General features: G+C 71.0%; 19 protein-coding genes. 13 read left to right on the top strand and 6 right to left on the bottom strand.

Annotation, left to right across the window (positions count from 1 at the left end; all coding sequences use genetic code 11):
* The first annotated feature begins 34 nt into the window (after window positions 1–34).
* The 3 genes from entS to ATM97_RS26675 are packed head-to-tail and all read left to right on the top strand — an operon-like array spanning window position 35 to window position 2,316.
* The gene (gene entS / locus ATM97_RS26685) at window positions 35–1,261 is read left to right on the top strand and encodes an enterobactin transporter EntS (protein WP_218720945.1); all 1,227 of its coding nucleotides are present in this window, start codon (window positions 35–37) and stop codon (window positions 1,259–1,261) included.
* Window positions 1,258–2,097 carry a siderophore-interacting protein gene (locus ATM97_RS26680; protein WP_218720944.1) on the top strand — a complete coding sequence of 280 codons (840 nt, stop codon included), beginning with the start codon at window positions 1,258–1,260 and terminating at the stop codon, window positions 2,095–2,097. The genes entS and ATM97_RS26680 overlap by 4 nt, the downstream gene beginning before the upstream one ends.
* A 3-nt stretch (window positions 2,098–2,100) precedes the next feature.
* Window positions 2,101–2,316: a phosphopantetheine-binding protein gene (locus ATM97_RS26675; protein WP_218720943.1), complete on the top strand. Its 216-nt coding sequence runs from the start codon at window positions 2,101–2,103 to the stop codon at window positions 2,314–2,316.
* A gap of 40 nt (window positions 2,317–2,356) precedes the next feature.
* Here the strand turns inward: ATM97_RS26675 and ATM97_RS26670 are convergent, their stop codons facing one another.
* Entirely contained in the window at window positions 2,357–4,015 is a 1,659-nt protein-coding gene (locus tag ATM97_RS26670; protein WP_308248632.1) for an AMP-binding protein, read from the bottom strand.
* Between the two features lie 87 nt (window positions 4,016–4,102).
* On the opposite strand from ATM97_RS26670, the gene ATM97_RS26665 reads away from it, so the two are divergent.
* The 6 genes from ATM97_RS26665 (at window position 4,103) to ATM97_RS26640 (ending at window position 17,485) form a co-directional block, all read left to right on the top strand.
* Complete coding sequence (locus ATM97_RS26665; RefSeq protein WP_218720941.1) at window positions 4,103–4,945, top strand: SDR family NAD(P)-dependent oxidoreductase; 843 nt, start codon at window positions 4,103–4,105, stop codon at window positions 4,943–4,945.
* The gene (locus ATM97_RS26660) at window positions 4,942–6,090 is read left to right on the top strand and encodes an isochorismate synthase MenF (RefSeq protein WP_218720940.1); all 1,149 of its coding nucleotides are present in this window, start codon (window positions 4,942–4,944) and stop codon (window positions 6,088–6,090) included. The genes ATM97_RS26665 and ATM97_RS26660 overlap by 4 nt, the downstream gene beginning before the upstream one ends.
* A gap of 29 nt (window positions 6,091–6,119) precedes the next feature.
* Complete coding sequence (locus ATM97_RS26655; protein WP_218720939.1) at window positions 6,120–6,776, top strand: isochorismatase family protein; 657 nt, start codon at window positions 6,120–6,122, stop codon at window positions 6,774–6,776.
* A 164-nt stretch (window positions 6,777–6,940) separates the two neighbouring features.
* A complete protein-coding gene (locus tag ATM97_RS26650) occupies window positions 6,941–15,541 on the top strand; it encodes a non-ribosomal peptide synthetase (RefSeq protein ID WP_218720938.1) in 8,601 nt (2,866 codons plus the stop codon).
* A gap of 34 nt (window positions 15,542–15,575) precedes the next feature.
* Window positions 15,576–16,577 carry an ABC transporter substrate-binding protein gene (locus ATM97_RS26645; RefSeq protein WP_255588470.1) on the top strand — a complete coding sequence of 334 codons (1,002 nt, stop codon included), beginning with the start codon at window positions 15,576–15,578 and terminating at the stop codon, window positions 16,575–16,577.
* A gap of 164 nt (window positions 16,578–16,741) precedes the next feature.
* Entirely contained in the window at window positions 16,742–17,485 is a 744-nt protein-coding gene (locus tag ATM97_RS26640; RefSeq protein WP_218720937.1) for a hypothetical protein, read from the top strand.
* A gap of 63 nt (window positions 17,486–17,548) precedes the next feature.
* On the opposite strand, the gene ATM97_RS26635 is transcribed toward ATM97_RS26640, so the two are convergent.
* Genes ATM97_RS26635 through ATM97_RS26625 form a run of 3 tightly spaced genes read right to left on the bottom strand, consistent with a single transcriptional unit; the run spans window position 17,549 to window position 20,408 of the window.
* Window positions 17,549–18,970: an NAD(P)(+) transhydrogenase (Re/Si-specific) subunit beta gene (locus ATM97_RS26635; protein WP_218720975.1), complete on the bottom strand. Its 1,422-nt coding sequence runs from the start codon at window positions 18,968–18,970 to the stop codon at window positions 17,549–17,551.
* A gap of 17 nt (window positions 18,971–18,987) precedes the next feature.
* Entirely contained in the window at window positions 18,988–19,290 is a 303-nt protein-coding gene (locus tag ATM97_RS26630) for an NAD(P) transhydrogenase subunit alpha (protein ID WP_019045334.1), read from the bottom strand.
* A complete protein-coding gene (locus ATM97_RS26625) occupies window positions 19,290–20,408 on the bottom strand; it encodes a Re/Si-specific NAD(P)(+) transhydrogenase subunit alpha (RefSeq protein ID WP_218720936.1) in 1,119 nt (372 codons plus the stop codon). The genes ATM97_RS26630 and ATM97_RS26625 overlap by 1 nt, the downstream gene beginning before the upstream one ends.
* 407 nt (window positions 20,409–20,815) lie before the next feature.
* Here ATM97_RS26625 and ATM97_RS26620 point away from each other — a divergent pair, with 407 nt between their 5' ends.
* From ATM97_RS26620 to ATM97_RS26610, 3 genes are read left to right on the top strand one after another with little or no spacing between them, the layout of a single operon-like run.
* Window positions 20,816–21,259 (top strand): HIT family protein, encoded by a 444-nt coding sequence (locus ATM97_RS26620; protein WP_218720935.1) that lies wholly within the window; start codon window positions 20,816–20,818, stop codon window positions 21,257–21,259.
* Window positions 21,256–22,098, top strand: coding sequence for a maleylpyruvate isomerase family mycothiol-dependent enzyme (locus tag ATM97_RS26615; RefSeq protein WP_218720934.1), 843 nt, complete (start codon window positions 21,256–21,258; stop codon window positions 22,096–22,098). Before ATM97_RS26620 ends, ATM97_RS26615 begins: the two co-directional genes overlap by 4 nt.
* Complete coding sequence (locus ATM97_RS26610) at window positions 22,098–22,772, top strand: Type 1 glutamine amidotransferase-like domain-containing protein (protein WP_218720933.1); 675 nt, start codon at window positions 22,098–22,100, stop codon at window positions 22,770–22,772. The genes ATM97_RS26615 and ATM97_RS26610 overlap by 1 nt, the downstream gene beginning before the upstream one ends.
* On the opposite strand, the gene ATM97_RS26605 is transcribed toward ATM97_RS26610, so the two are convergent.
* Window positions 22,743–23,246, bottom strand: a complete 504-nt coding sequence (locus ATM97_RS26605; protein ID WP_218720932.1) for a GtrA family protein — start codon at window positions 23,244–23,246, stop codon at window positions 22,743–22,745. The two genes, ATM97_RS26610 and ATM97_RS26605, sit on opposite strands and share 30 nt — an antisense overlap.
* Window positions 23,247–23,312: 66 nt before the next feature.
* On the bottom strand, window positions 23,313–23,648 hold the full coding sequence (locus ATM97_RS26600) for a hypothetical protein (RefSeq protein WP_218720931.1): 336 nt from the start codon (window positions 23,646–23,648) through the stop codon (window positions 23,313–23,315).
* A 368-nt stretch (window positions 23,649–24,016) separates the two neighbouring features.
* Between ATM97_RS26600 and ATM97_RS26595 the strand changes: the two genes are divergently transcribed.
* On the top strand, window positions 24,017–25,348 hold the full coding sequence (locus ATM97_RS26595; protein WP_374104907.1) for an FAD-binding oxidoreductase: 1,332 nt from the start codon (window positions 24,017–24,019) through the stop codon (window positions 25,346–25,348).
* The last annotated feature ends 2 nt before the right edge of the window (window positions 25,349–25,350 follow it).

Below are 25,350 nucleotides of genomic sequence, written 5' to 3'. Positions count from 1 at the left end.
GCCCGGTCGAATCGCCCCGGACGGATCGCCGCCCATGAGCGCCGCCGGCGGCCTGCTCATCGACCTCAGCCCGCTGCGGGCCTCGCGCCCGTTCCGGTGCGCGTTCGCGGCGCGGCTGGTGTCGGTGCTGGGCATCGGGCTGCTGATGGTGGCCCTGCCGTTGCAGGTCTATCAGCTGACCGGCTCGAGCGTGCAGGTCGCCGGGGTCGCCACCACGACCGCGGCGGCCCTGTTCCTCGGCAGTCTCGCCGGCGGCGTGGTCGCCGACCGTTACGACCGCCGCACGGTGATCCAATGGTCGCGCAGCGCCGCGGGGATCGGCTTCCTGCTGCTCGGGGTGAACGCCGTGCTGCCGGATCCGATGCTGCCCGCGATCTATCTCGCCGCCGTCGTCGACGGCCTCGCCGGCGGGGTGAGCGGTTCGGCGCTGATGGCCATGGTTCCGGTGCTGGTGGGCCGGGAGAAGGTGGCGGCCGCGGGCGCGCTGGTCTCGCTGACCACCGACCTCGGCACGATGCTCACCCCGGCGGTCGCCGGACTGCTCGTCGCGAAAGCCGGTGTGGCCACGGCCTATTTCCTCTGCGCCCTGGCGACCACCGCGACCGTCGGGCTGATCACCGCGATCGGACCCTCCCCGCCACCGCAACGCGACCTGCAGAACCCGGTGCGCGAGCTCGCGGCGGGCATCGCCTTCGCCGCGCGCCACGAATCCATCCGGCTCATCCTGCTGACCGGGCTGATCGGGATGCTCGTCAGCGGACCGCTGGTGCTGCTGCCCGCCTTCGCCGATGTCGAACTCGACGCGGGCGCCGGCACTCTCGGCCTGCTCTACGCGGCGCCGGGAGCCGGTGCGGTGCTCGGCACGCTCAGCAGCGGCTGGATGAGCCGCGTCCATACCGGCCGGGCCCTGCTGATCTCGCTGGCGCTGATGCCGGTCGGCGTCATCGCGGCCGGGCTGTGGTCGCACGCGGCGCTGGTGTTCCTCGGTCTCGCCGGGTTCGGCCTGGCCAGAGCCGTGAACATGGTGCTGCGCTACGCCATGCTGCAGCAGGCCACGCCCGATCACCTGCGGGGGCGGATGTCGGGCCTGCTGATGGTCCAGTCGGTCGCCGGTACCGCGGTCGGCTCGATGGTGGCCGGTGTCGCGGGCCAGATGTTCGCTCCCGGACGGGCGCTCGTGCTCTACGGCGTCGTCGTCCTGATACTCACCGGCCTGATGGCGCTCGGCGCCGGGCCGCTGTACAGAAAGGAACAAGGGTGAAGGATCGCAGTGCCTACGCCGACAACATCGCCGAGGTGCTCGCCGGTGAGCACTACGCCAAGGTGCCGTACCCGATCGGCCTGCAGGAAGTCGAGGTGGTGCGGGTCGTTCCCCTCGGCGCGGCACTGCGGCGGATCACCTTCGGCGGCCCGGACATCGCGACGTTCCACAGCTATGTCCCCGATGAGCATGTGCGGCTGATCTTCCCGGGCGCGGACGGCGTGCTCCGGCTGCCCAAGCTCGAGGGCACGATGCTCGAGTGGGGTAACCCGCGACCGGTCTCGCGGGAGTACACGGTGCGCCGCCACAGCGTCGAAGACAACGAACTCGACATCGATTTCGTCATCCATCCCGGTGGCCTCGCCTCCGACTGGGCGGGCTCGGTCACCCCGGGGACCAAGGTGTACATCGCGGGCCCGCCCGGTGGCGTCGTCATTCCGCAGACCTATGACGACTATCTGCTCGTCGGTGACATCACCGCGCTACCCGCCATCGCCCGCCTGCTCGAGCGCATGCCGCGCGAGACCACCGGCTGGGCGCTGATCGAGGTGGCCGGGCCCGAGGAACAGATCCCGCTCGACGGCCCCGACGGCGTCGCGGTGCGGTGGCTGCATCGAGGTGAGCGCGAGCCGGGCACCGGCGACCTGCTCGAGCAGGCCGTGCGCGGCGTGGAAGTCCCCGCCGGGCACCGCGTCTTCGCGTGGGTGGCCGGTGAGGCGGGCTGCCTGCGCGGAGTCCGCAAGATCGTCCGCGACGACCTGGGCATCGGCCCCAAGGACTCGCTCATCGCCGGGTACTGGAAGCGCGGCGTCGCTGACTTCGATCGAGAGGAATGAGACATGACCGACGAACAGGTGATCGGTGACGTGGCCACCGCGCTGGGTATCGAGCCCGCCGAGCTGACCACGGAGACCGATCTGCTCGATGCCGGGCTCGATTCGGTGCGCATCATGGCGCTGGTGGAGAAATGGCGGTCGGCTGGACATGCGGAGATCGACTTCCCCACGCTCGCGGGCGATCCCGTCCTCGGGTCCTGGATCGAACTGCTGGCCTGAGCCGAGGGGTGGCGTGTCGGGCACGCCACCCCGGGCCGGTTCAGTTCCCGTGCGCGCCGTCGGCCAGCAATCGCCGCAGCTCCTTGCGGCTGGTCTTGCCGACGCCCGTCTCGGGGAACCGGTCGACCACGACCACCGCGTCGGGCATCTTCCAGGCCGCGACCCCGCGACCCCGCACGAACGAGCGCACCGAGGTGAGAGTGAGCCGCCGTGCCGGGTCGACGGGCTGGACGAACGCGCAGATGCGCTGGCCGAGAACGGGATCGGGCGTACCGACGATCACCGCCTCGCGCACGTCGGGGTGCTCGAGCAGGTGCGCCTCGAGTTCCTCCGCCGACACCTTCTCCCCGCCGCGGTTCACCCAGTCACCGGCGCGGCCCGCGACCACCAGATTGCCGTCGGGCCGCACCGAGACGATATCGCCGGTGCGATACCAGCCCTCGGCGGTGAAGCTGCGCGCGTCGGCCTCGGGATTGTCGTAGTAGCCGCGAATCGTGTACGGGCCCTGGGTGATCAGATTGCCTTGGGCGCCCGGCGCCACCTCGGCGCCGTCGTCGTCGACGACCGCGATCCGATCGAACTCCGACATCGGCCGCCCCTGGGTGCTCACCACCACCTCGATCGGATCGTCGAGCCGGGTGTAGCAGACCAGGCCCTCGGCCATCCCGAACACCTGCTGCAGGGTGACGCCGAGCGCGGGCCCGATCCGGCGGGCCAATTCCTCCTGACAGCGGGCGCCGCCCACCTGGAGTACCCGCAGGCTGGACAGATCCGGCGTATCGCCCGCCTCGGCGCGCTCGGTCCACAGCCGGGCCAGCGGCGGGACCAGGCCGGTGATGGTGACGCCGAACCGCTCGATCAGCGGGAACGCCGTCGCCGGGGTGGGGTCCGGTGTCATCGCGACGGTGCCGCCCGCCCACAGCGCCCCGAGAATGCCCGGCGAGCTCATCGGGAAGTTGTGTGCCACCGGCAGAGTGGCGAGATAGACCGTGTCGCTGTCGAGTTCGCAGATCTCGGCGCTGCGCCGGACGCTGTAGAGGTAGTCGTCGTGGGTGCGGGCGATGAGCTTCGAAATCCCGGTGCTGCCGCCGGAGAGTTGCAGGAACGCAACCGAACTCGCCGAGACGCGCGGCAATTCGGTGGGCGTGTCGCGGAAGTCGGCGAGATCGTGGACACCCTCGCCCCGCACCGGCCCGGTTTCGTCGCGTACGAGCAGCACGTGCCGCAGGCTCGGCACCTCCGCGCGCACCGACTCCGCCAGCGCCGCGTAGTCGAAGCGCTGGTGGGTCGCGCAGGTGATCATGGCGCGCGCCCGCGCCGCCCTGGCGATCGGCACCAGTTCGGCGCCGCGATGGGCGGGCAGACAGAACACCGGCAGCGCGCCCAGTTCGAACAGCGCGAAGATCACCTCGACGAATTCGGCGCGGTTGGGCAGCTGGACCAGCACCCGGTCGCCCGGCGTCAGCCCGAGGCGGGCCAAACCGGTCGCCAGGGCGCCCGCGCGGTGCGCGAGCTCGGCGTAGGTCCAGCGGTTCGCGGCGTCGACGACGGCGATCCGGTCGGGGGTCGCGGCCGCGCGTGCGGCGAGCAGATCGCCGAATGTCTCACCGGCCCAAAGGTTCTGCTCTCGATAGCGTTGCGCCTGTTCAGGCGGCCACGGAGTGAATCCGGGGAGTACGGGAGCGGTCAAGTCGAGCACCTCTTTCCAGCGGATCTGCGGAACTGCCCGTCGGATGTTCTGAGGGAAGGTAACCATCCGGCGTCCGATTCAGGTTAGGCTAACCTCATGTCTAAGGGCTATTCCACGGGGCAGACCGTTGTCGTGACCGGCGCGGCCGGGGGGATCGGCGCCGCGATCGCCGCCAGGTTCGCCGCCGAGGCGCGAGTGCTGTCGCTGTGGGACCGCGAGAGCGCGGTGCACGCCGTCGCCGCCGACCTCGCCCAGCGCGCCGTCGACCGCGCCGTCGCGGGTGGGCGTGACAAAGCTTGGGACGCGGCCGAATCCGTGCACGGCGTCGAAGTCGATGTCTGCGATGCCGAGGCCGTGCGGACCGCGTTCGACCGATTCGGCGCCGCGCACGGGCCCGCCGACGTGGTCGTGCACGCGGCGGGAGTCATGGTCGGCGGCAACGCGCTCGAACTCGACGCCGCCGAGTGGACCCGCTGCCTGACCGTCAACGCCACCGCCACCATGCTGGTCACCCAGCGCGCCGCCACCGAGATGGTCGCGGCCGGGCGCGGCTCGATCGTCGTGGTCTCCTCCAACGCCGCCGCCATGCCCCGGGTGAACATGGCCGCCTACGGCGCGGCGAAGGCCGCCGCGACGGCCTACACGAAAGCCCTGGCCCTCCAGGTCGCCCCGCTGGGCGTGCGGGTCAATCTCGTCTCCCCCGGCTCCACCGACACCGCCATGCTGCGCGAGATGTTCGGCGGCGATCGGATCGACGCGGCCGCCGAGACCGCGCTGCTCGACGGCGACCCGACCGTCTACCGGCTGGGTATCCCGTTGCGCCGCATCGCCGCTCCCGCGGATATCGCCGAAACCGTCCACTTCCTGGCGTCCGAGGGCGCCCGCCACATCACCATGCACGACCTGCGGGTCGACGGTGGCGCAACGCTCGACATGTGACCGAAAGGGTGATCACCATCAGTACCGACAGTTCAGACCCCGCTTTCGTGCTGTCCCGTCCACGGCGGACCGTGTCCGCGTCCGGGGGCGCGACGATCTTCCGTTCGGCGCACGACGCGGTCACCGCCCTGCGCAGTGGGCGGATCAGCCATATCGTGGGCGCCCTGCCGTTCACCCCCGGCGCACCCACGGCGCTGTGGGCGCCGGAGTCGGTGCGCGTCGTCGAGGCACCGCACACGCCGGACCCGCGCACCTCGGTCCCCCACTTCGAGATCGATGCCGCAGTGCCCGATCCGGAGGAACATCAGCGGCGGGTCGCCCGCGCCGTCGAGCTCCTCGGCGATCCGGCACATCCGATCCGGAAGGTGGTGCTGGCCAGGGCTATTCGCGCGGTGTCGGCGCGACCCGTCCGCCCGCACGACATCCTGGACCTGATGGTGGGCTCGGATCCGCAGTCCAACGGCTTCCTGGTCGACCTCTCCGCCGCCGGCGGCCGCTATCTCGGCCGCCATCTCGTCGGTTCCAGCCCGGAGATCCTGGCCCGCCGCAGCGGCCACCAGGTGCTGAGTCATCCGCTGGCCGGTTCCGCGCGCCGGGTGGCCGACGACGCCGCGGCCGATCGGGCCGCCGCCGACGCGCTGCTGGCCTCGGCCAAGGACCACACCGAGCACCGCTACGTCGTCGATCAGGTCTCGGCCGTGCTCAGCGACCGCTGCGCCGAAGTGCGCACGCCCGCACCGGAACTCACCCAGACCCCCGCCATGTGGCACCTCGGTACGCCGATCTCGGCGACGGTCCCGCCGGCCGGTCCCTCCGCGCTCGAGCTGGCGGCGGCCCTGCACCCCACCCCCGCGATCTGCGGCACGCCCACCGGCGCGGCCGCGCGGCTCATCGCCGAACTCGAGGGCGAGCGTGGCTTCTACGCGGGCGCGGTCGGCTGGTGCGATGCCGACGGCAACGGTGAGTGGATGGTGAGCATCCGCTGCGCCGAGCTGTCCGCCGACGGCACCACGCTGCTCGCGCACGCGGGCGGCGGCATCGTCGCCGAATCCGATCCGGCCGCCGAACTGGCCGAGACCACCGGCAAGTTCCAGCGCATCCTCGGTCCGCTCGGTATCGCGGATCTGCCCGTCACCGTCGGCTGAGGCCGACTTCCCCCGAACGAGAGACCGCTATGCCTATCCCCCCGATCGCGCCCTATCCGATGCCGGGCGCCGACGAGGTCCCCGCCGGCCAGGTCGACTGGACCGCCGAGCCCGGGCGCTGCGCGCTGCTGATCCACGACATGCAGCAGTATTTCCTCGACGCCTACGACGTGCACCGCGATCCCGCCCGCACCCTGATCGCCAACATCGCCCTGCTGCGCGACCGTTGCCACGAGCTGGGCATCCCGGTGATCTACACGATGCAACCCGGCAACCAGCATCCCTCCCGGCGTGGCATCCTCGCCGACTTCTGGGGCAGCGGCATGGCCGAGGGGGCCGACACCCACGTCATCAATGCCATCGCCCCGGAACCGCAGGACATCCAGGTGACCAAGTGGCGGTATTCGGCGTTCCAGCGCACCGACCTGCGCGAGCTGCTCGGCTACTACCAGCGCGATCAGCTCCTGGTCACCGGCGTCTACACCCACATGGGCTGCATGCTCAGTGCCGCCGAGGCCTTCATGAGCGACGTGCGCCCGTTCCTCGTCCACGACGCGACCGCGGACTTCAGCCGCGACGAGCACGTGATGGCGCTCAACTACGTCGCGCGGCGATGCGGGGCGGTCACCGGCACCGCGGAGCTGCTGCGTCACCTCGATCCGGCCCGGATCGAAGCAGACGCCTGACCAGGCCCCGCGTCATCGGTACCGCGCCGGATGCGGTGACGCGGGCCACATTCCGCCATTCGAAATAAACTTAGGCTAACCTACCTTCGCCGCGTCCCGCTGCGCTCTTCGCCGGCCGGGACCACCTGCGCGCGGGGGTCGAGAACGTTGATGAAGGAGTCGTTGTGAGCTCGGTGGAACGGGACGACGTAAGCGCCGAAACTCCCGGATTACCGCTCACCGGAGCGCAACTGGGCATCTGGAACGCCCAGCGCCTGGATCCCGACTCGCTCAGCTACCTGGTCGGCGAGGTACTCGAGATCGCCGGACCCGAGCCACTCGATGTCGCTGCGCTGGACACCGCGATTCGCCGCACCATCGCCGAAACCGACACCATGCGACTGCGATTCGCCGACACCCCGGACGGCCCGCGCCAGCGGATCACCGAGCACGAACCCGAACTGCGTCCACTCGTCGACCTGCGTGGCGAGGCCGACCCGATCGCGGCCGCGCACCGGCTGGTCGCGGCCGAACGCGAACGCTCCGCCACCTATTGCCGCGCCATGGTCGACCGGCAGCTCTACACCTACACGCTGCTGCGCCTCACCGACACCGAGGTGTGGTGCATCCAGCTCTACCACCACCTGATCATCGACGGCTACAGCGCGGCCATGGTCTCGCGCCGGGTCGCCGCCCACTACACCGCGCTGCGTCGCGGCGGTGACGTGCCGCGCCTGCGGTGGGGCTCGATCGAGACGCTGGTGGCCGAGGACCTGGAATACCGGGCGAGCCAGGCACATCAGCACGATCGCGACTACTGGCGCGACCGGCTGACCCCGCTGCCGCCGCTGGACGGTCGCGGCCGCGCGCCCGAGGGCGTGGTCGAGCGGACCCACCAGGCCCGCGCCGTCCTCGACGCCGACCTGGTGGCCCGCATCAAGGAGGCGGCCACCGCCGCCGGTATCACCTGGGCCGATGTGCTCGTCGCCGGCTACGTCGGGTTCGTGCACCGGCTGCTCGGCGAGACCGATGTCGTCATCGCCCTGCCGGTGATGGCGCGGGTCGGCAAGAACGCCCTCACCACCCCGTCCATGGCGGTCAACGTACTGCCGCTGCGGATCGCGGTATCCAGCCAGGATCGCCTAGGCGACCTGGGCAAGCGGGTGGCCGACGCGCTGCGGGAGATGCGCGCGCACCAGCGGTTCCGCGGTGAGGACCTGGCTCGCGAATTCGGCGGCGCCCAGACCGGCGCGCTGCTGCACGGCATCGGCATCAACCTCAAGGCGTTCGACTTCGCGCTCGACTTCGACGGCGCCACCGGCACCTTGCGCAATGTCGCCGGAGGCCCGCCGGAGGACCTGGGCCTGACCGTCACCCCGCTGTCGGAGGACCGGATCCAGCTCGGCTTCGAGGTCGACGCCCGCTCGCTCGACGCCACCACGGCCCGGCGGCGGATGGCCGCGCTGGTCACGCTGATCACCGCACTGGTCGACGGAGCGGACACCCCGATCGGCGCGATCACCCTGTACCGGAACGAGATCAGCGACGGCATCGCTGTCGAGCGTGCCGGCGCCGCGCTGCCCGGCCGCGCGGTGGACGCGGTGGAGGTCTTCGACAGCATGGTCGCGGCACGCGGAGACGACATCGTGCTCGTCGCCGGCGCCCACCGGCTCACCGCCGCCGACCTGGGCGCCCGCGTGCACCGGCTGGCCCGATACCTGCGCAGCCTCGGCGTCGGCCCCGAGGACATCGTCGGGATCGCGCTCCCGCGCACCGTGGACCTGGTCGTCGCGCTGCTCGCGGTCCGGCACGCGGGCGCGGCCTACCTGGTCCTCGACATCGGGCACCCCGCGCAGCGCCTCGCCGACATCGTCGACGACGCCGCGCCGGTGCTGATCCTGACCGACGACGCGGTCGCGACGACGGTGTTCGCCGATCGGTCCGACGCCCCGCTCCCGATCACCGACGCGGCATCGGCCGAACGAGCGACCCACGACGCCGTGTGTGGTCTGATCCAGCTCTCGGACAGCGGCATTCGCGAGGCCGTCGCCGGGCTCGCCGACGGTCCGCTGACCACCGCGGAGCTCGCCGCGCCGCGCTCGCCCGCGCATCTGGCCTACGTCGTGTACACCTCGGGGTCCACCGGCAAGCCCAAGGGCGTGCAGACCTCCTGCGGTGCGATGGCCCAGCTGCTGCACCACCATCGGTCGACCGTCTACGCCGAGGCCGCCCAACGCGCGGGCGGGCGCCGGCTGCACGTCGCGCACACCTACTCGTTCGCCTTCGACGCGGCGCTGGACCAGCTGTTGTGGCTGTGGTGCGGACACCGAGTGCACCTGTACGACACCGAGATCCAGAAGGACGCGGCCGCGCAGGTCGCCGCGTTCGGCACCGATCGCATCGACGTCGTCGACACCACCCCGTCGATGGCGACCGCCCTGATCGACAACGGGCTGCTCGCCGGCGCGCACCGTCCCGGGCTGCTGCTGCTCGGCGGCGAGGCGACCCCGCCCGCGCTGTGGTCGGTCATCGTCGCCTCGGGGGTGGCCGCCCGCAACATGTACGGGCCGACCGAGGCCACGGTCGACGCGCTCAGTGCCCCGGTGACCGGCGCGCTGCCGCATGTCGGCGGGCCGCTCGACGGCACCCGCGCCTATCTGCTCGACGGTGCGCTGCACCTGGTCCCCGACGGCGAGATCGGCGAGTTGTATGTGGCGGGGCCGCAATTGGCGCGCGGCTATCTCGGCCGGGTCGAGGTGACGGCGGAGCGGTTCGTCGCCGATCCGTTCGTGACCGGCGAGCGCATGTACCGCACCGGCGACCGGGCGCGCTGGCTCCCCGGCCGCGGCTACGACTATCTCGGCCGTGCCGACGCGCAGATCAAGGTCCGTGGCTACCGCGTGGAACTGGGCGAGGTCGAGGCCGCGCTCGGCGCGCTGCCCGGCGTGGCCGCCGCGGCCGCCACCGTGCGCACGTCCGGCGACAGCACGCGGCTGGTGGGCTACCTGGTCCCCGAGGCCGGGCGCGCGCTCGACGGCGATCAGCTGCGGCACCGGCTCACCACCCTGGTCCCCGACCATCTGGTGCCCTCGGCGCTCGTGGTGCTCGACGCCCTGCCCACCACCGTGAACGGCAAGCTCGATCGCGCGGCGCTGCCCGCGCCCCAGTTGACCTCCACCGGGCGGCCGGCCCGCACCGAGCAGGAGCGGGCGCTGTGCGGCGCGGTGGCCGAGGTGCTCGGCATGGCCCAGGTCAACGCCACCGACGACTTCTTCGGGCTCGGCGGCGACAGCATCACCGCGATCGGCGTGAGCAGTCGGCTGCGCGCCCTCGGCTGGGCAGTCCCGCCGAAAACACTGCTGGCCCAGCGTGATCTGGCCACGATCGCCGCCACGGCCCAGGTGAGCGACCAGCACGCCGACGCCTCGGTCCCGGACGAGGCGACCGGCCCCGTTCCGATCACCCCTGTGGTGGCCGCGCTGCTCGCGGCGAACCCCGATCGCGCCGCGGTGGCCGGCTACGCCCAGTGGACCGCCCTGACTCTGCTCGAGGACCTCACCCTCGACCACCTGACCGCCGGCCTCCAGGCCCTGCTCGACCGCCACGACGCCCTACGCCTGATCCTCGGCGAATCGGACCGGCTCGAGGTCGCCGGTGTCGGCACTGTCCGCGCATCGGATCTGGTCAGCGAGCTGTTCTATGACCGGCTCCACCCCGCAGGCGCGAAGGCCGCGACACCGCGCAGCGACGTGGACGCGCTGGTCGAGTCGGTGGCGACCACACTGTCGGAGGAACTCGATCCCGCCGCCGGTGTCGAGATCCGCGCCGCGGTGGTGCGCACCGCGCCGGGAACCGCCGACCGGCTGGTACTGGTCGCCAACCACCTGGTGGTGGACGGGGTTTCGTGGCGCATTCTGGTGCCCGAACTGTACGAGGCGTGTGCGGCGGCGCGCGAGGACCGTCCGGCGCGGATGTCGGCGAAGGGCAGTTCGTGGCGGCGCTACGCCACATTGCTCGCCGAGTCCGGCGCCGTGGGCGCGCACCGCCCGGAACTGGCGCACTGGGAGCGCGCGCTCGGTGACGACACCGTCGCGACATTGGGCGAACGCGCGCTCGACCACACGGTGGACCGCGTCGAGAGCGCCCAGCGGACGAGAACTTTCGCCGCTGCCGAGGTCTCCGAGGCGCTGCTGACCACGCTGCCCAGCGCCTATCGGGCCAAGACCGACGACGTGCTGCTCGCCGCGCTCGTGCTGGCACTCAACGCCCGGCGGCACGAGCGAGGCGAAGCGCTCGAGTCCGGCAGGCCCGTCACGGTCGAGGGACACGGGCGCGAAGCCCCGCGTGCCGATACCGATGTCGCCGGCACCATCGGCTGGTTCACCACCGAGTTCCCGGTGTGGACACCCGCCACCGGGATCGACGACCCGGACGGGCTGGCCGACGCCCTGGCAGGCGGCGCGGCGGCCGGACGGCTGCTGCGCGCGGTCAAAGAGGCCAAGCGGGCCGTCCCCGGCAACGGTGTGGGCTACGGCGTGCTGCGCTGGCTCGACCCGGAGACCGTGCCGCGACTCGCCGGGCGGCGCGCACCCGAGGTGCTGCTGAACTATCTCGGGCGCTTCGGGGGCGGGGGCACCGCAGGCTGGCGGCTGCCCGACCAGGACGCGTTCGCGGTGACGGAACCGCCGGAAAAGGCGCTCACGGAAGTACTTTCGCTCAACGTCTTCGTACACGAACCCCCCGCCGCGCAGCCGGGTGGCGCCCGGCTGGCGGTGGAGTGGACCGCGGCGAGCCGAATTCTCGGCGCGGATCAGGTCGCCGACATCCAGCGGCACTTCGACCGCGCGCTGGCGGCGTTCGCCGCGCACGCGGTGCTGTTCCCCGGCGGGCTCACGCCGTCGGACGCCCCCGGCCTCGCCGTCACCCAGCAGACGATCGATGCGCTCGAGACCGCGCACGGTCCGCTGGCCGAACTGCTGCCGCTGTCCCCCTTGCAGGAAGGGCTGCTGTTCCACGCGATTCGCGACGGAGCCGACGACGTCTACGCGCTGAGCGCCCGCGTCGACCTGCACGGTCCGCTGGACGGCGCACGGCTGTCGGCCGCGTTCGACACCGTCGTCGGCCGCCATCCCACCATGGCCGCCGCCTTTCACTACGCGGGCTTGGACCAGCCCGTGCAGGCCGTCCCGCGTGCGGTGGGCATGCCGTGGCGGGAGATCGATCTGTCCCGGTTGCCGCTGCCCACGGCGCGAGCCGCCGCCGACCGGCTGGAAGCCGAAGCGACCCGGCACCGCTTCCCGGTGGACCGGTCGCCGATGTTGCGCGCCACGCTGATCCGGATGCCCGGTGACGCGCACCGGCTGGTCCTCAACACCCATCATCTGGTGATCGACGGCTGGTCCACCCCGATCGTCCTGCGCGAGGTGCTCGCCGCCTACCACGGCGACGACCTGCCCGCACCCGCCTCCTACCGCGACTACCTGGCCTGGCTCGGCACCCGCGACCGCGCGGCGGTCCGCGCGGCCTGGTCGGCGCGGCTGGCCGGACTCGCCGGACCCACGCTGGTGCGCACCGACACCGGCCGCGCACGCGAGTTCCGGCAGTGGCAGGTGCCGCTGCCCGCATCGCTGTCCACGGCACTGGCCGAGCTGGGCCGCCGCCGCGGCCTGACGATGAACACCCTGGTCCAGGGCACCTGGGCACTGATCCTGGCCGCGCTCACCGGACGCGCCGACGTCGTGTTCGGCGCGACCGTCTCCGGCAGACCCGCCGAACTGCCCGGCGTGGCCGGCATCGTCGGCCTGTTCGCCAACACCGTGCCGGTGCGCTGCGCCGTGGACCCCGAGCGCGCGCTGCTCGCGCAGCTGGCCGAGCTCCAGGACAACCAGTTCGCCATGCAGGAATTCGACTACGCGGGCCTGGCGGAGATCGAACGGATCGCGGGCCTCGGGACATTGTTCGACACCCTGGTCGCCTTCGAGAACTTCCCGGATTCCGGTGCCGGGCAGCCGGAGTCGCACGAGCTGCGCCGCGGCGAATTCCACAATCACGGCAACACGCACTATCCGCTGACCTTGATCGCCCCGCCGGGCGATCAGCTGACGCTGGTGATCTGGTACGACCGCGCCGCCGTCCACGACAGCACGCTCGCCCGGATCGCCGAGCGGATCACCGAGATCCTGACCGCGGTCATCGCCGACACGGACCTGCGTCCCGCGATGTTCCTCGCACCGCTCACACCCGTGCCGGTCGCGACGGCATCGACCGCCGCCGTCGCACAGCCCACCGGCGAACAGCCGGTCCCCCACGGCGACACGCTCGCCGTCTGGGGCACGCCCGTCGATCCGGCGGCCCCCGCGATCACCGCGCAGGACGTCACCCTCGACTACGGCGAATTCGATGCCAGGGTGAATCGTCTTGCCCGGTGGCTCGTCTCGCGCGGCGTCGGTCCCGAGACCGTGGTCGCCGTCGCCATGCCACGCTCCATCGATTCGGTCGTCACGGCGCACGCGATCTGCCGGGCCGGTGGCGTGTACCTGCCGGTGGACCCGGAACAGCCCGCACAGCGCGTCGAGCAGATCCTCGCCACGGCCGCGCCCGCCATGGTGCTGCGCTCGCTGGACCAGGCCGACAGCAGCGGATTCGCCGACGCGGCGCTCACCGACGCCGACCGGCGCGCGCCGCTGCGCCCGGCCAACACCGCCTGCCTGCTGTTCACCTCCGGCTCCACCGGGGTGCCCAAGGGCGTGAGCCTCTCGCACGCCTCGATCATCTCCACCTTCGAGTGGCTGCACCGCGAACGCCGGTTCGGGCCGGGCGACACCATGCTCTACCGCACGCCGCCGATCTTCGACGCCTCGCTCCTGGAGATGTTCCTGCCGCTGTGCGTCGGCGCGCGGATCGTGCTGGCCCGGCCGGGCGGGCACAGCGATCCCTACTACCAGGCGCGGCTCATGAGCACCGAGCGCGTGACCGCGATGTGGATGACGACCTCCCTGCTGACCGTGCTCGCCGAGGAGGCCGACCTCTCGGGCTGCACGGACCTGCGCTGTGTCCTCACCGGCGGTGAGGTGCTGCCGCCCGCGACCGCGCAGCGCATGCGCGCGCTGACCGGCACCGCCGTGTACAACTTCTACGGTCCCACCGAGGCCGCGATCGGCTTCACCTTCCACCAGACCGTCGACGCCGACACGACCTCGGTGCCGGTCGGCGCGCCCGCCGATCCGATCCGCATCCTCGACGACCGGCTGCGGCCGGTACCCGAGGGAACCGTCGGCGAGCTCTACCTGACCGGCGTCCGGCTGGCGCGCGGCTACCTGGCCCGTCCCGACCTGAGCGCGGCCGCCTTCGTGGCCGACCCGTACGGGACGGGCGAAAGGATGTACCGCACCGGCGATCTCGTGCGAAGGAACCCGCGCGGTGAGCTCGAGTACGTCGGCCGCACCGACAGCCAGGTGAAGTTGCGCGGCCAGCGCGTCGAACTGGGCGATATCGAATCCGCCCTGCTCACCTGTGCCGGAGTGGCCCACGCGGTGGTGCTGCTGCGCGAGGACACCCCGGGTGACCAGCGCCTGGTCGCCTACCTCATCGCCGAGTCCGGGACCGTGCTCGACACCGACGCGGTGCGCGAGCAGCTGCGAACAGCGCTGCCCGCGTACATGATTCCCGCCGCCTTCCTGGTGCTCGATCACATCCCGCGCACCGCGACCGAGAAGATCGCCCGGCAGGAACTGCCCGCGCCGGAATCCGTCCGGCCCGGGGCGGCCCCCGCGCACACACCCGCCACGGCGACCACACCGGCGCCGACCGAACCCGGCCTGCTCGACGCGATCCGTCAGGCCATGGCCGCGGTCCTGTCGATCGACGAGGTCGGCGCGGACGACGACTTCTTCGATCAGGGCGGGCACTCGCTGCTCGCGGTGCGGCTGATCGGCCGGTTGACCCGGGCCGACCTGCCCGCCGTCCTCGACGACGTCTTCAGCGCTCCCACACCACGTGCGCTCGCGGCCCGGATCGGCGCGGTCGATCCCACCGCGGCGCGACCGGCGAACGGTCTCGCCAGTCTGGGCAGCCGCCTCGATCCGGTGCTGGAGCTGCGCGCCGAGGGATCGGCCCCACCGCTGTTCTGCATCCACCAAATCGGCGGCACCGCCTGGAAGTACGCGCCGCTGGCCCGGCTGCTGCGGGCCGACCGGCCGATCATCGGTGTGCAGATGCCCCAGCTCACCGAGCCGAACAGGCGGACGCCCACGCTCGACGATCTGGCCCGGTTCTACCTCGACGCCGTGCGCCGCATCCAGCCGCGAGGCCCGTACCACCTGCTCGGCTACTCACTGGGCGGCAACCTGGCCCACGCGATGGCGGCCATTCTGGAGGACGAGGGCGAGCAGGTCGGCTTCGTTGGTCTGCTGGACTCGCATCCGCTGTCGAACCTGACCGATCGGGCCGCCGCGACCCTGGCCGACCCCTCCGGCATGGACGCGCTGCTGCCCGAAATCGCGGAGTACGCACCGGAATTGGCGGAAGTGGTGCGCAACGCGGCGACCGAGCTGCTGCGCATGGTCACCGAGTCCGCGTCACCGCGCTATCGCGGCCCGATGGCCCTGTACTGCGCGGACAACGGCCTGGAACCCGAACGCGTGCACGCCCAGCTCACCGGGTGGCAGGCCGCGGGCGCGCACCTGGTGGTCCGGCGACTTCCCTACACACACAACGAGATCGCGATGCCGACCGGCTGGACCGAGGTCGCCGCGCTGCTCGACGTGGATCCCGCGATCCGCACCTGACCTTCCACCTGGATAGAAAGAAGGAAATCACTCCATGTCAGCGCACCGAATGACGGCACGCATGCGTGCCGCCGTCGCCCTCCTGATCGTCGCGGTGACCGCGACGGCCGTGGGCTGCGGCAGCTCCACCTCCGAGCAGGCGGCCGAGTCCGGCACTCGCCAGGTGGAAACCGCCAAGGGCCCGGTCACCGTGCCCGCCGACCCGCAGCGCATCGTGGTCCTCAACGGCGCGCTCGCCGGGTACCTGTTCGACCTCGACGCCAAGGTGAAGGCCGCGGATCCACGGATTCTGGGTGTCACGCTGCAGCCCGGCGAGTTCCCCGCCGCCTGGGCCGCCGACGCCGAGGCACAGGGCACCGTGGCGGTGCCCTCCGGCGACGACCTGAACCTGGAGTTCATCGCCGCCCAGCAGCCCGACCTGATCATCGGCGGCGGACCGGGCTGGCCGGGTCAGCAGACGATCAAGAACTACGACAAGCTGGCCGCGGTCGCGCCCACCGCGCTGGTGGCGTCCAACCTCGCCAACTGGCAGGACCAGCTGAAGGCGGTGGCCGACTTCGTCAACCGCCCCGAGAAGGTCGACGGCATGATCACCGCCTACAACACGCGGGTCGACGAGGTGAAATCCGCCGTGCGGCTGCCGCAGGGCGCGACGGCGGTGATGCAGTCCCAGTCCGATGGCAAGCCCATCCTGCTCGCCCCCAACACCCCGCTGGCCACGCTGCTGTCCGGGGTCGGCTTCACCGTCGACGACAAGATCGAAGCGAAGGCGGGCAACCCGACCAAGGCCGAGGCCGGTGACTGGGTCACCTTCAGCCCCGAACTGCTGAGCACCGTCGTCGACGCTCCGGTGCTGTTCGTGATCAAGCTCGACGGCGGCCGCGACATCGCCCAGCTGAAGCAGGACCCGGCGCTGGCCATGCTGCCCGCCTTCCAGCGGGGCCAGGTCTACGAGCTGCCCGCCGCCAGCAAGCGGCCGGACTACCGGCAGGCCATGGCGACCCTCGATCTGCTGGCCGAGCGCTTCAAGAAGTAGTCCTCGGGCACCGACGCCGTCCCGATCACCCCGTCCGCCGGACCTCCAGCGGGCGGGGTGGCCGCGTTTCGGCGGCACCGCACCACGCACGGACGGGTTGGCCGAGGATTCCGGCTGTGGCACAGTCGGTTCCGCGACAGTCGCGTGGGAGTGGGGGGTCAACGGTGCGCAAGATCGTCGGAGTGGAGCCGTTCGTCACCGAGCGTTCGGCTCTGCTCGCGGAAGGCAATCACTTCACCGCCCGCTACCAGGAGCTGGGCGCCACCGACGACGGCTGGGCGGCCTACCAGCGTTTCTCCGCGCTCCACGCCCGGTACCAGGAACTGCTGCCCGACATCGTGGTCTCGCGGTGCGCGTTCACCGGACAGCTGGTGTACTGGCCGCTCGACATCGTCGATGTCGACGGGTGGTTCTGGATGTCGTCCAACCCGGTTCGCCGCTTGGACCCCGTACCGCACACCTGGTTGTTGATGGCCGGTGCGATGCGGCTCGACGGCCCGCCCGCGCCCGCGCCGTTCGCCCGCCGCGTAGGCCCCGACGTGCCCTATGTGTATCCCCAGGTACTCGGCCATCCCGAGATACGCGCCGTGATCACCCAGCTGCGGGTCGGTCCGCACACCGGCTGGCCGATCACCTACCACTGCTCCGTGTACCGGCCGCGCGGCATCGCGCTCGAACCGGTGTGGGGCAGTGACCATTACGACGTCGTTCGGGCTCCGGGCCGGTACGCCGCCTGGGACGACAACTGGGGCTCCAACAGCAAGGACTTCGATCTGAGACCCTGGCTGGACAGCGGCAAGCTCCAGTGGATCGCCCCCGATGACGCCACCGCGACCCTGCGCACCGGTTCCGCCGATTGCCCCTATCCGGATCTCCCGGGGACCCGCAAGTACAACCGGCTGTTCTGAGCCGACAACGCAAGGGGCCCTTGCCGTTCGCGATGAACGGCAAGGGCCCCGGGACGTGGCGACTTACAGCGCCTTGAGTTCCTCGGTGACCGCACCGACGGACTTCTTGGCGTCGCCGAACAGCATGGAGGTGTGATCGGCGTAGAACAGCGGATTGTCGATGCCGGCGAAGCCGGAGTTCATCGAGCGCTTGAGCACGATGACGCTCTTGGCCTGGTCGACGTTGAGGACCGGCATGCCGTAGATCGGGCTGGACTTGTCCTCGCGGGCGGCCGGGTTGGTGACATCGTTGGCGCCGATGACCAGGACCACATCGGTACGGCCGAATTCGCCGTTGATGTCGTCCATTTCCTTCATCGCGTCGTAGGAGACCTCGGCCTCGGCCAGCAGCACGTTCATGTGCCCGGGCATGCGACCGGCGACCGGGTGGATCGCGTACTTGACCTCGACACCCTTGCCCTCGAGCAGCGAGGCCATCTCCTTGACCGCGTGCTGGGCCTGGGCGACGGCCATACCGTAGCCGGGCACCACGATGACCTGGTTGGCGTAGGCCATCTGGATCGCGGCGTCGGCGGCCGAGGTGGCCTTGGCCTGCTTGTTCTCGCCACCGGCGCCGCCACCGGCCGCACCGCCGCCGCCACCGAAACCACCGGCGACGATGGCCGGGATGGAGCGGTTCATGGCCTTGGCCATGAGGTTGGTCAGGATGGTGCCGGACGCGCCGACGATCATGCCCGCGACGATCATCGCGGTGTTGTTCAGCGCCAGGCCCGCGGCCGCGGCCGACAGCCCGGTCAGGGCGTTGAGCAGCGAGATGACGACCGGCATGTCCGCGCCACCGATCGGCAGCACGACCATCAGGCCGAGCACACCGGCCAGCACCAGCAGGCCGATCATCCACAGCTGCGAGACGCCGCCGTTGTCGGCGCCGAGGCCGATGACCACGGCGCACACGATCGCGCCGACGAGCAGCAGCAGGTTCAGCGGCTGCTGCAGGCGGCCGACGCTGATCGGCTTGCCGGACAGGATCTCCTGCAGCTTGGCGAAGGCGATGATCGAGCCCCAGAACGAGACCGAACCGATCACCGCGGCGAACAGCGAGCCGATGATGATGTGGATGTTCGGCTCGTCGTGCAGCGCCGAGAAGCCCGAGCTGTCGATGAACTCGGCCCACGCGATGAGCGCGACCGTGCCACCACCGACACCGTTGAACGCGGCGACCAGCTGCGGCATCTCGGTCATCTTGGTGCGCACGGCGGGCGGAACACCCAGTGCCACACCGACGACCAGGCCCGCGCCGATCAGGATCCAGTTGATCAGGTCCGCGTGGCGCACCGAGATCAGCGTGGCGATCACGGCGATGGCCATGCCGACCGCGGCGATCTGGTTGCCGCGCACCGCGGTCTTCGGACCGGTCAGGCCCATCAGGCCGTAGATGAACATGGAGAAGGCCACGATGTAGAGGCCGTTGACCAGGTAGGTCATGTTGTCGACTGCGTGCATCACTCGGCCGCCTTCTTCTTACCCTTGAACATGCCGAGCATGCGGTCGGTGACCACGAAGCCACCGATGACGTTCAGCGTTCCGAACACCACGGCGACGAACAGGATGATCTGGACCAGCAGGGACGGGTCCTTCACGTTGCCCAGCGTCACCAGCGCACCGAGCACCACGATGCCGTGGATGGCGTTGGTGCCCGACATCAGCGGGGTGTGCAGGGTGTTGGGGACCTTGGAGATGACGGCGAAGCCGACGAATCCGGACAGGACCAGGATCGCGATATTGGCGAGAAGTTCGGTGTACATCAGGCTTCCACCTCACGGGTGACACAGGAATCGGCCAGCACCTGGTCCTCGAAATCGGGCGCGAGCTTGCCGTCGACCAGCATCAGCTCCAGCAGGGCCGCGATGTTCTTGGAGTACAGCTCGCTGGCGTGCTCGGGCATGGTGGCGGGCAGGTTCAGCGGCGAGGCGATGGTCACCTCGTGCTTGACCACGGTCTGTCCGGGCTCGGTGAGCTCGCAGTTGCCGCCGGTCTCCCCGGCCAGGTCGACGATCACGCTGCCGGGCTTCATGCCCTCCACGGCGGCGGCGGTGACCAGGCGCGGCGCGGGACGACCCGGCACCAGCGCGGTGGTGATGACCACGTCGAAGCCCTTGATGGCGTCTTCGAGGGCCTTCTGCTGCTGGGCCTTCTCGTCGTCGGTGAGTTCGCGGGCGTAGCCACCCTCACCGGCGGCGTCGATGCCCAGGTCGAGCCACTGGGCGCCGACCGAGCGCACCTGGTCGGCGACCTCGGGACGCACGTCGTAGCCGGTGGTGCGGCCGCCGAGGCGCTTGGCCGTGGCCAGCGCCTGCAGACCGGCGACACCGACACCGAGCACCAGCACGGTGGCCGGCTTCACGGTGCCCGCGGCGGTGGTCAGCATCGGGAAGAAGCGGGTGGACTCCGAGGCGGCGAGCAGCACGGCCTTGTATCCGGCGACGTTGGCCTGCGAGGACAGCGCGTCCATCACCTGCGCGCGCGAGATACGCGGAATCGCCTCGACCGCGAAGGCCTGCACACCGGCGGAGCGCAGCGCGCCGATCTGGTTCTCGGCGTTGCGGGGCGTGAGGAACCCGATCAGAGTCTGTCCGGAGGACAGCTTGGCCACCTCGGCATCGCTGGGCGGGGCGACCTTGACCACGACCTCGGCCGACCACGGATCACCGATGGTCGCGCCCGCCTCGACAAAGGCTTCGTCGGGGATGAGGGCGCCGAGGCCGGCACCGGCTTCCACGACCACCTCGACACCCTGCTTGGACAGGGCGGGGATGATCTTGGGCACCAATGCGACCCGCCGCTCACCCGGGCCGGACTCGCGAACGACTCCGACACGCGCGCCGCGCGGCGAACCCTCGCCCACGTTTTGCGTTGTCTCCACTAGTCAGACTTCCTTCTTGTGCTGGCTTCGAGCCGGGGAACAACGGGTCAGCCGACGTTACTTGCGAGTAGGTTCGGCTGAAATCCTCGCTACTGTACTCGGCTCGCGGTGAGCCTAGCCGAGATGCCCGTCACATCGGCGGGCTGGACCATCCACTGGGAAATAGGACAGACCCGACCCGTTTCGCCAAGTTGACGACCTTTCCGCACGGCGGCCGCGGCCCCGCGGCCATGATCACATTCGTCGCCGCAGGTAGGGCCGGACAAGACCGCACATGAAGGTGGGCTACTTACTTCCACGTCCGAATGCTGGTCAGCCGACCGGTTACTCGACATACGTGACGCGCGTCATGTCGGTGCGGGGTTCGGACTGTTGCGCGACCCACGCCACACCGTAGGGTCGTCGCTGTGAACGACTGCGTCTTCTGTCGGATCGTGGCGGGTGCCGCGCCCGCGACCAAGGTCTACGAGGACGACGCGGTGTGCGCGTTCCTCGACATCAGGCCGATCACCCGCGGGCACACCCTGGTCGTTCCCAAGCAGCACGCCACCGAGCTCGACGATCTCGCCCCCGATCTGGGCGCGACACTCTTCCGCACCGGGCACCGGCTCGCGCGCGCCCTGCGCCGTAGCGACTTGAGCAGCGACGGCGCCAATCTCATCCTCAACGACGGAATCGCGGCCTTCCAGACCGTCGGCCATGTGCACCTGCACGTGGTGCCGCGTAGACACGGGGACAAGCTCAGCTTCGCCAAGGGCTTCCTGCTGCGCCGCCCCCACGAACCGAACTCGACCGCGGCCGCGATCCGCGCCGGACTCACGGCGCTCGACGCTGAAGGAGCACAGGGATGACCGAGGGCACGCCCGACCGCGAGCAGCTGACCGACCTGCTCGCCCAGCAGTGGGAGGCCATCGGCATCCTGGTGGCCGACCTCGACGAGAAGGCGTGGCGCAAGCCGTCGCCGCTGCCGGGCTGGACGCTGTTCGACGTGGTCGCGCATGTGATCGGCACCGAGTCGTGGTTGCTCGGCGAGACCCCGCCCCCGCACGACCCGCTGCGGCCCAAGACCGACGTGCGGACCCTGCCGCACGTGCGCAACGAGGTCGCGGTGCTCAACGAGATCTGGATCGACCGACTACGCCCGCTGTCCGGCAAGCGGCTGCTCGCGCTGTTCGACGAGGTCACCGATCGCCGGCGAGCCGCCCTGGCCGCGATGGACGAGCAGGCCTGGCAGACACCGACCGTGTCGCCGGTCGGGCAGGTGCCCTACGGGCGGTTCATGCGGGTGCGCCTGTTCGACTGCTGGATGCACGAACTCGACCTCGCCGACGGCATCGGCCGCCCGGTGTCCGAGGGCGGCGCGCGCGCCGAGACCGCCTTCGCCGAACTCACCATCGGGCTGGGCCGGGCCGTGGTGAAGGGGGCCAAGGCGCCCGACGGCGCGCGCCTGACCTTCGACCTCACCGGCCCGGTCACCCGGCAGATCCACCTCGGGGTGCTCGACGGCCGCGGCGCGGTGCTCGACGCCGCCGACGCCGAACCGAACGCCGTGATCAGCATGGATTCCGGGCTCTTCGCGCGCTTGCGCGGCGGGCGGACCACCGCCGACGCGCACCGTGACGAGGTCACCGTGACCGGTGACAGGGCCCTCGGCGAGCGCCTCGTGCAGAACCTGGCCTTCACCATCTGATGCGGTTGTTCCTGGCGTCGTATCGGTTCGGCGCCTTCGCCGACCGGCTCGCCGGGCTCGTCGGCGCGCCGGGCGGCCGAGTCGCGGTGATCCCCAACGCCTGTGACGCGTGGCCTGCCGCGTGGTCGTCGGCGGTGGCCAGTGACCTGACCCCGCTGCGGCAGCACGGGTACGCGCCGGAAGTGGTCGACCTGCGCGACCACCTCGGCGCGCCGGGTGAACTGGAGCGGCGTCTGCGCGCGTTCGCCATGGTGTGGGTGCGCGGCGGGAACACCTTCGTCCTGCGGGCCCAATTCGCCCGCAGCGGAGCCGATTCCGTGCTGCCCGCGCTGCTCGCCGAGGACGCGCTGGTCTACGCGGGCTACAGCGCGGGCGCCTGCCTGCTCGCCCCCGACCTGCACGGCCTGGAGACGATGGACGACCCCGCCGAGGTGCGTCCGGCCACCGGCGTCGAATCACGATGGGACGGACTGGGTGTGGTGGACCGGCCGCTCGTGGTTCATCTCGACTCCCCCACCGACCCCGACGGCGAGTCCGCGAAGCTGCTGGCCCGCTATCGCGCCGAGGGCACCCCGCACTGGGCCCTCACCGACGACGACGTCGTCCTGGTCGACGGCGACCGTACCGAGGTGCTGCGCGGCGGTTCAGCGCCCGGCGCCGACCGGATCCGCTGATCGCTTGCGCCGGAACACGATCCAGCGCATCGCGGAGTACATGTAGACGGCCTCGCAGGCCCCGGCGGCCAGCCGCGCGAGGTGATACTCCATGCCCAGCGCTACCAGACCGGAGCCGACCCCGAGGATGAAGGCCAGATAGTTCACCAGCACCACCGCCGCGTACACCACGGCCTGCGTGCCCATCGGCGCGTGCGAGTGGAAGTTGAAGGAGCGGTTGAGCAGGAAGGCCAGGCCGAAGGCGGCGACATAGGCCAGCGTGATCGACACCGGTACCGGCACCCCGAGCCCGGTGTGCAGCAGCGTGAGCAGCAGCAGGTCGACACCGAAGGTGAAACTGTTGATCAGGCCGAAGCCGAGCAGCGTCGCGGGCACGATCCGGTCCAGCCCGAACGGCAGGCGGGCGACGACGGCCTCGCACCAGCGGGTGAACCGGTCGGCGATCGAGTCGGTGACACTCGCGTGCTGCTCCACGCCGTCAGCCTGCCAGCGCGAGATGACGCCGAGATGAGCAGTCGGCAAACGGGCGCGTGCGCCGCCTCAGTGCGGGACGGCGACGGCCACCGCGTGCGCGGTCGGCTGCTCGACGACCGGGCGGCCGAGCGCGGTCCAGGCGGCCAGGCAGCGGCGCCGGGTGAACTCGTCGGCCTCGGCGAGCAGCGCGTCCCGCAGCAGGCGCGGTTCGGCGGACCATTCACCGGCGATCTCGGCCAGCGCGCGGATGCCGAACATGCCGGTGGCCTCCAGCGCGGACAGCCACTCCTCGTGTTCGCCGTCGCGCACCCGGCGCATGGCATCGGGGTCGATCCCGGCATCGGCAAACTCGGCGGCGAGCAGCGCGCCGACCAACTCGTTGCGGTCCTGCGGTTCCTTCATCTTCCGGCCCCTCCCGGCGAGTACGGTGCGACGCGGCGCGTCGGTGTGTGCGATGCGCGAGCGAGCGCACCGTAGAGCGGAATGCGAAACACGCCGGGTGCGCGACGGCCGATCGCCGACGGACACACCCGCTATGGGCATTGTGACGGGTTGGACGCCGTATACACCAACCGGGCGCGCCGGATCACAATCATGCGCAAATTCACTTGGTCGGGCGCACATCACGTCGGTCAGGTGACCAGCTCGCTCCCACGGCGGGTCAGCGCTGCTCACGAGTCCGGCCGGAGTACCGACGCGGGGTGGTCGTCGCGGGTTAATTTGAGTAGGTGGACGAGAGCAGGGTTGACCTCGAGTCGTTGATTTCCGCGGTGTCCGAGGGGGCTGTGGTCCTCGATCCCGATCTGCTGGCGGGGTACCGGCAGGACTGGGCGCGCGATCCGGACGCGGGCACGCCGCTGGCGGTGGTGCGGGCGCGCGACACCGCCGACGTGGTGGCCACGCTGCGGTGGGCGCACGCGGGGCGGGTGCCCGTCGTGCCGCGCGGGGCCGGGTCGGGGTTGTCCGGTGGCGCGACCGCGGTGGACGGCGGGATCGTGCTCAGCACCGAGCTGATGCGCGCGATCAGCGTCGACGCGGTCACCCGGACCGCCGTCGTCGGGCCCGGGCTGCTCAACGCCGAGGTCAAGCGGGCCGTCGCGGCGGAAGGCCTGTGGTATCCGCCCGATCCGTCCTCGTTCGAGATGTGCTCCATCGGCGGCAACGCGGCGACCAACGCGGGCGGGCTGTGCTGCGTGAAGTACGGCGTCACCACCGACTACGTGCTCGGCATGGAGGTGGTGCTGGCCGACGGGACCGCCGTGCGGCTGGGCGGACCGCGGCTGAAGGACTCGGCCGGACTGTCGCTGACCAAGCTGTTCGTCGGCAGCGAGGGCACGCTCGGGGTGATCACCGAACTGACCCTGCGCCTGCTGCCCGCCCAGCCGCCGCAGGCGACCGTCGTCGCGAGTTTCGGCTCGCTCACCGCCGCCACCGACGCGATCCTGGCCATCACCTCGACGCTGCGCCCGGCGATGCTCGAGTTCATGGACACCGTTGCGATCAACGCCGTCGAGGACGAGATGCGGATGGGGCTGGACCGCACCGCCGCCGCGCTGCTGGTCGCCCGGTCCGACGCGCCGGGCGAATTCGCCGCGCACGAAGCGCGGTTGATGGTGTCGCTGTGCGAGAAGGCCGGGGCGACCGAGGTTTTCGATACCGAGGATCCCGCCGAGGGCGAAGCCTTCACCGCCGCAAGGCGATTCGCGATCCCCGCTGTGGAGCGGATCGGACCGCTGCTGCTCGAGGACGTCGGCGTCCCGCTGCCCCGGCTGGGTGATCTGATCACCGGGATCACCGCCATCGGGGAACGCAACGACGTGCTGGTCTCGGTCATCGCGCACGCGGGCGACGGCAACACCCACCCGCTGATCGTGCACGACCCCACCGACCCAGACAACACCGCCCGCGCGCACCGCGCCTTCGGCGAGATCATGGACCTCGCCATCGCGCTGGGCGGCACCATCACCGGCGAGCACGGCGTCGGCCGATTGAAGAAGGCGTGGCTGCCGGATCAGGTGGGTCCCGAGGTGATGGCGCTGACCCGCCGGATCAAGGACGCGCTCGACCCCGAGGGCATCCTCAACCCCGGTGCGGTGCTCTAGCG

The organism is Nocardia sp. MH4 (genome assembly GCF_019266065.1).
GTDB classification, from domain to species: Bacteria; Actinomycetota; Actinomycetes; order Mycobacteriales; family Mycobacteriaceae; genus Nocardia; species Nocardia canadensis.
The sequence above is the reverse complement of the archived record's forward strand: the minus strand, read 5'-3'. Positions and strand labels throughout refer to the sequence as shown.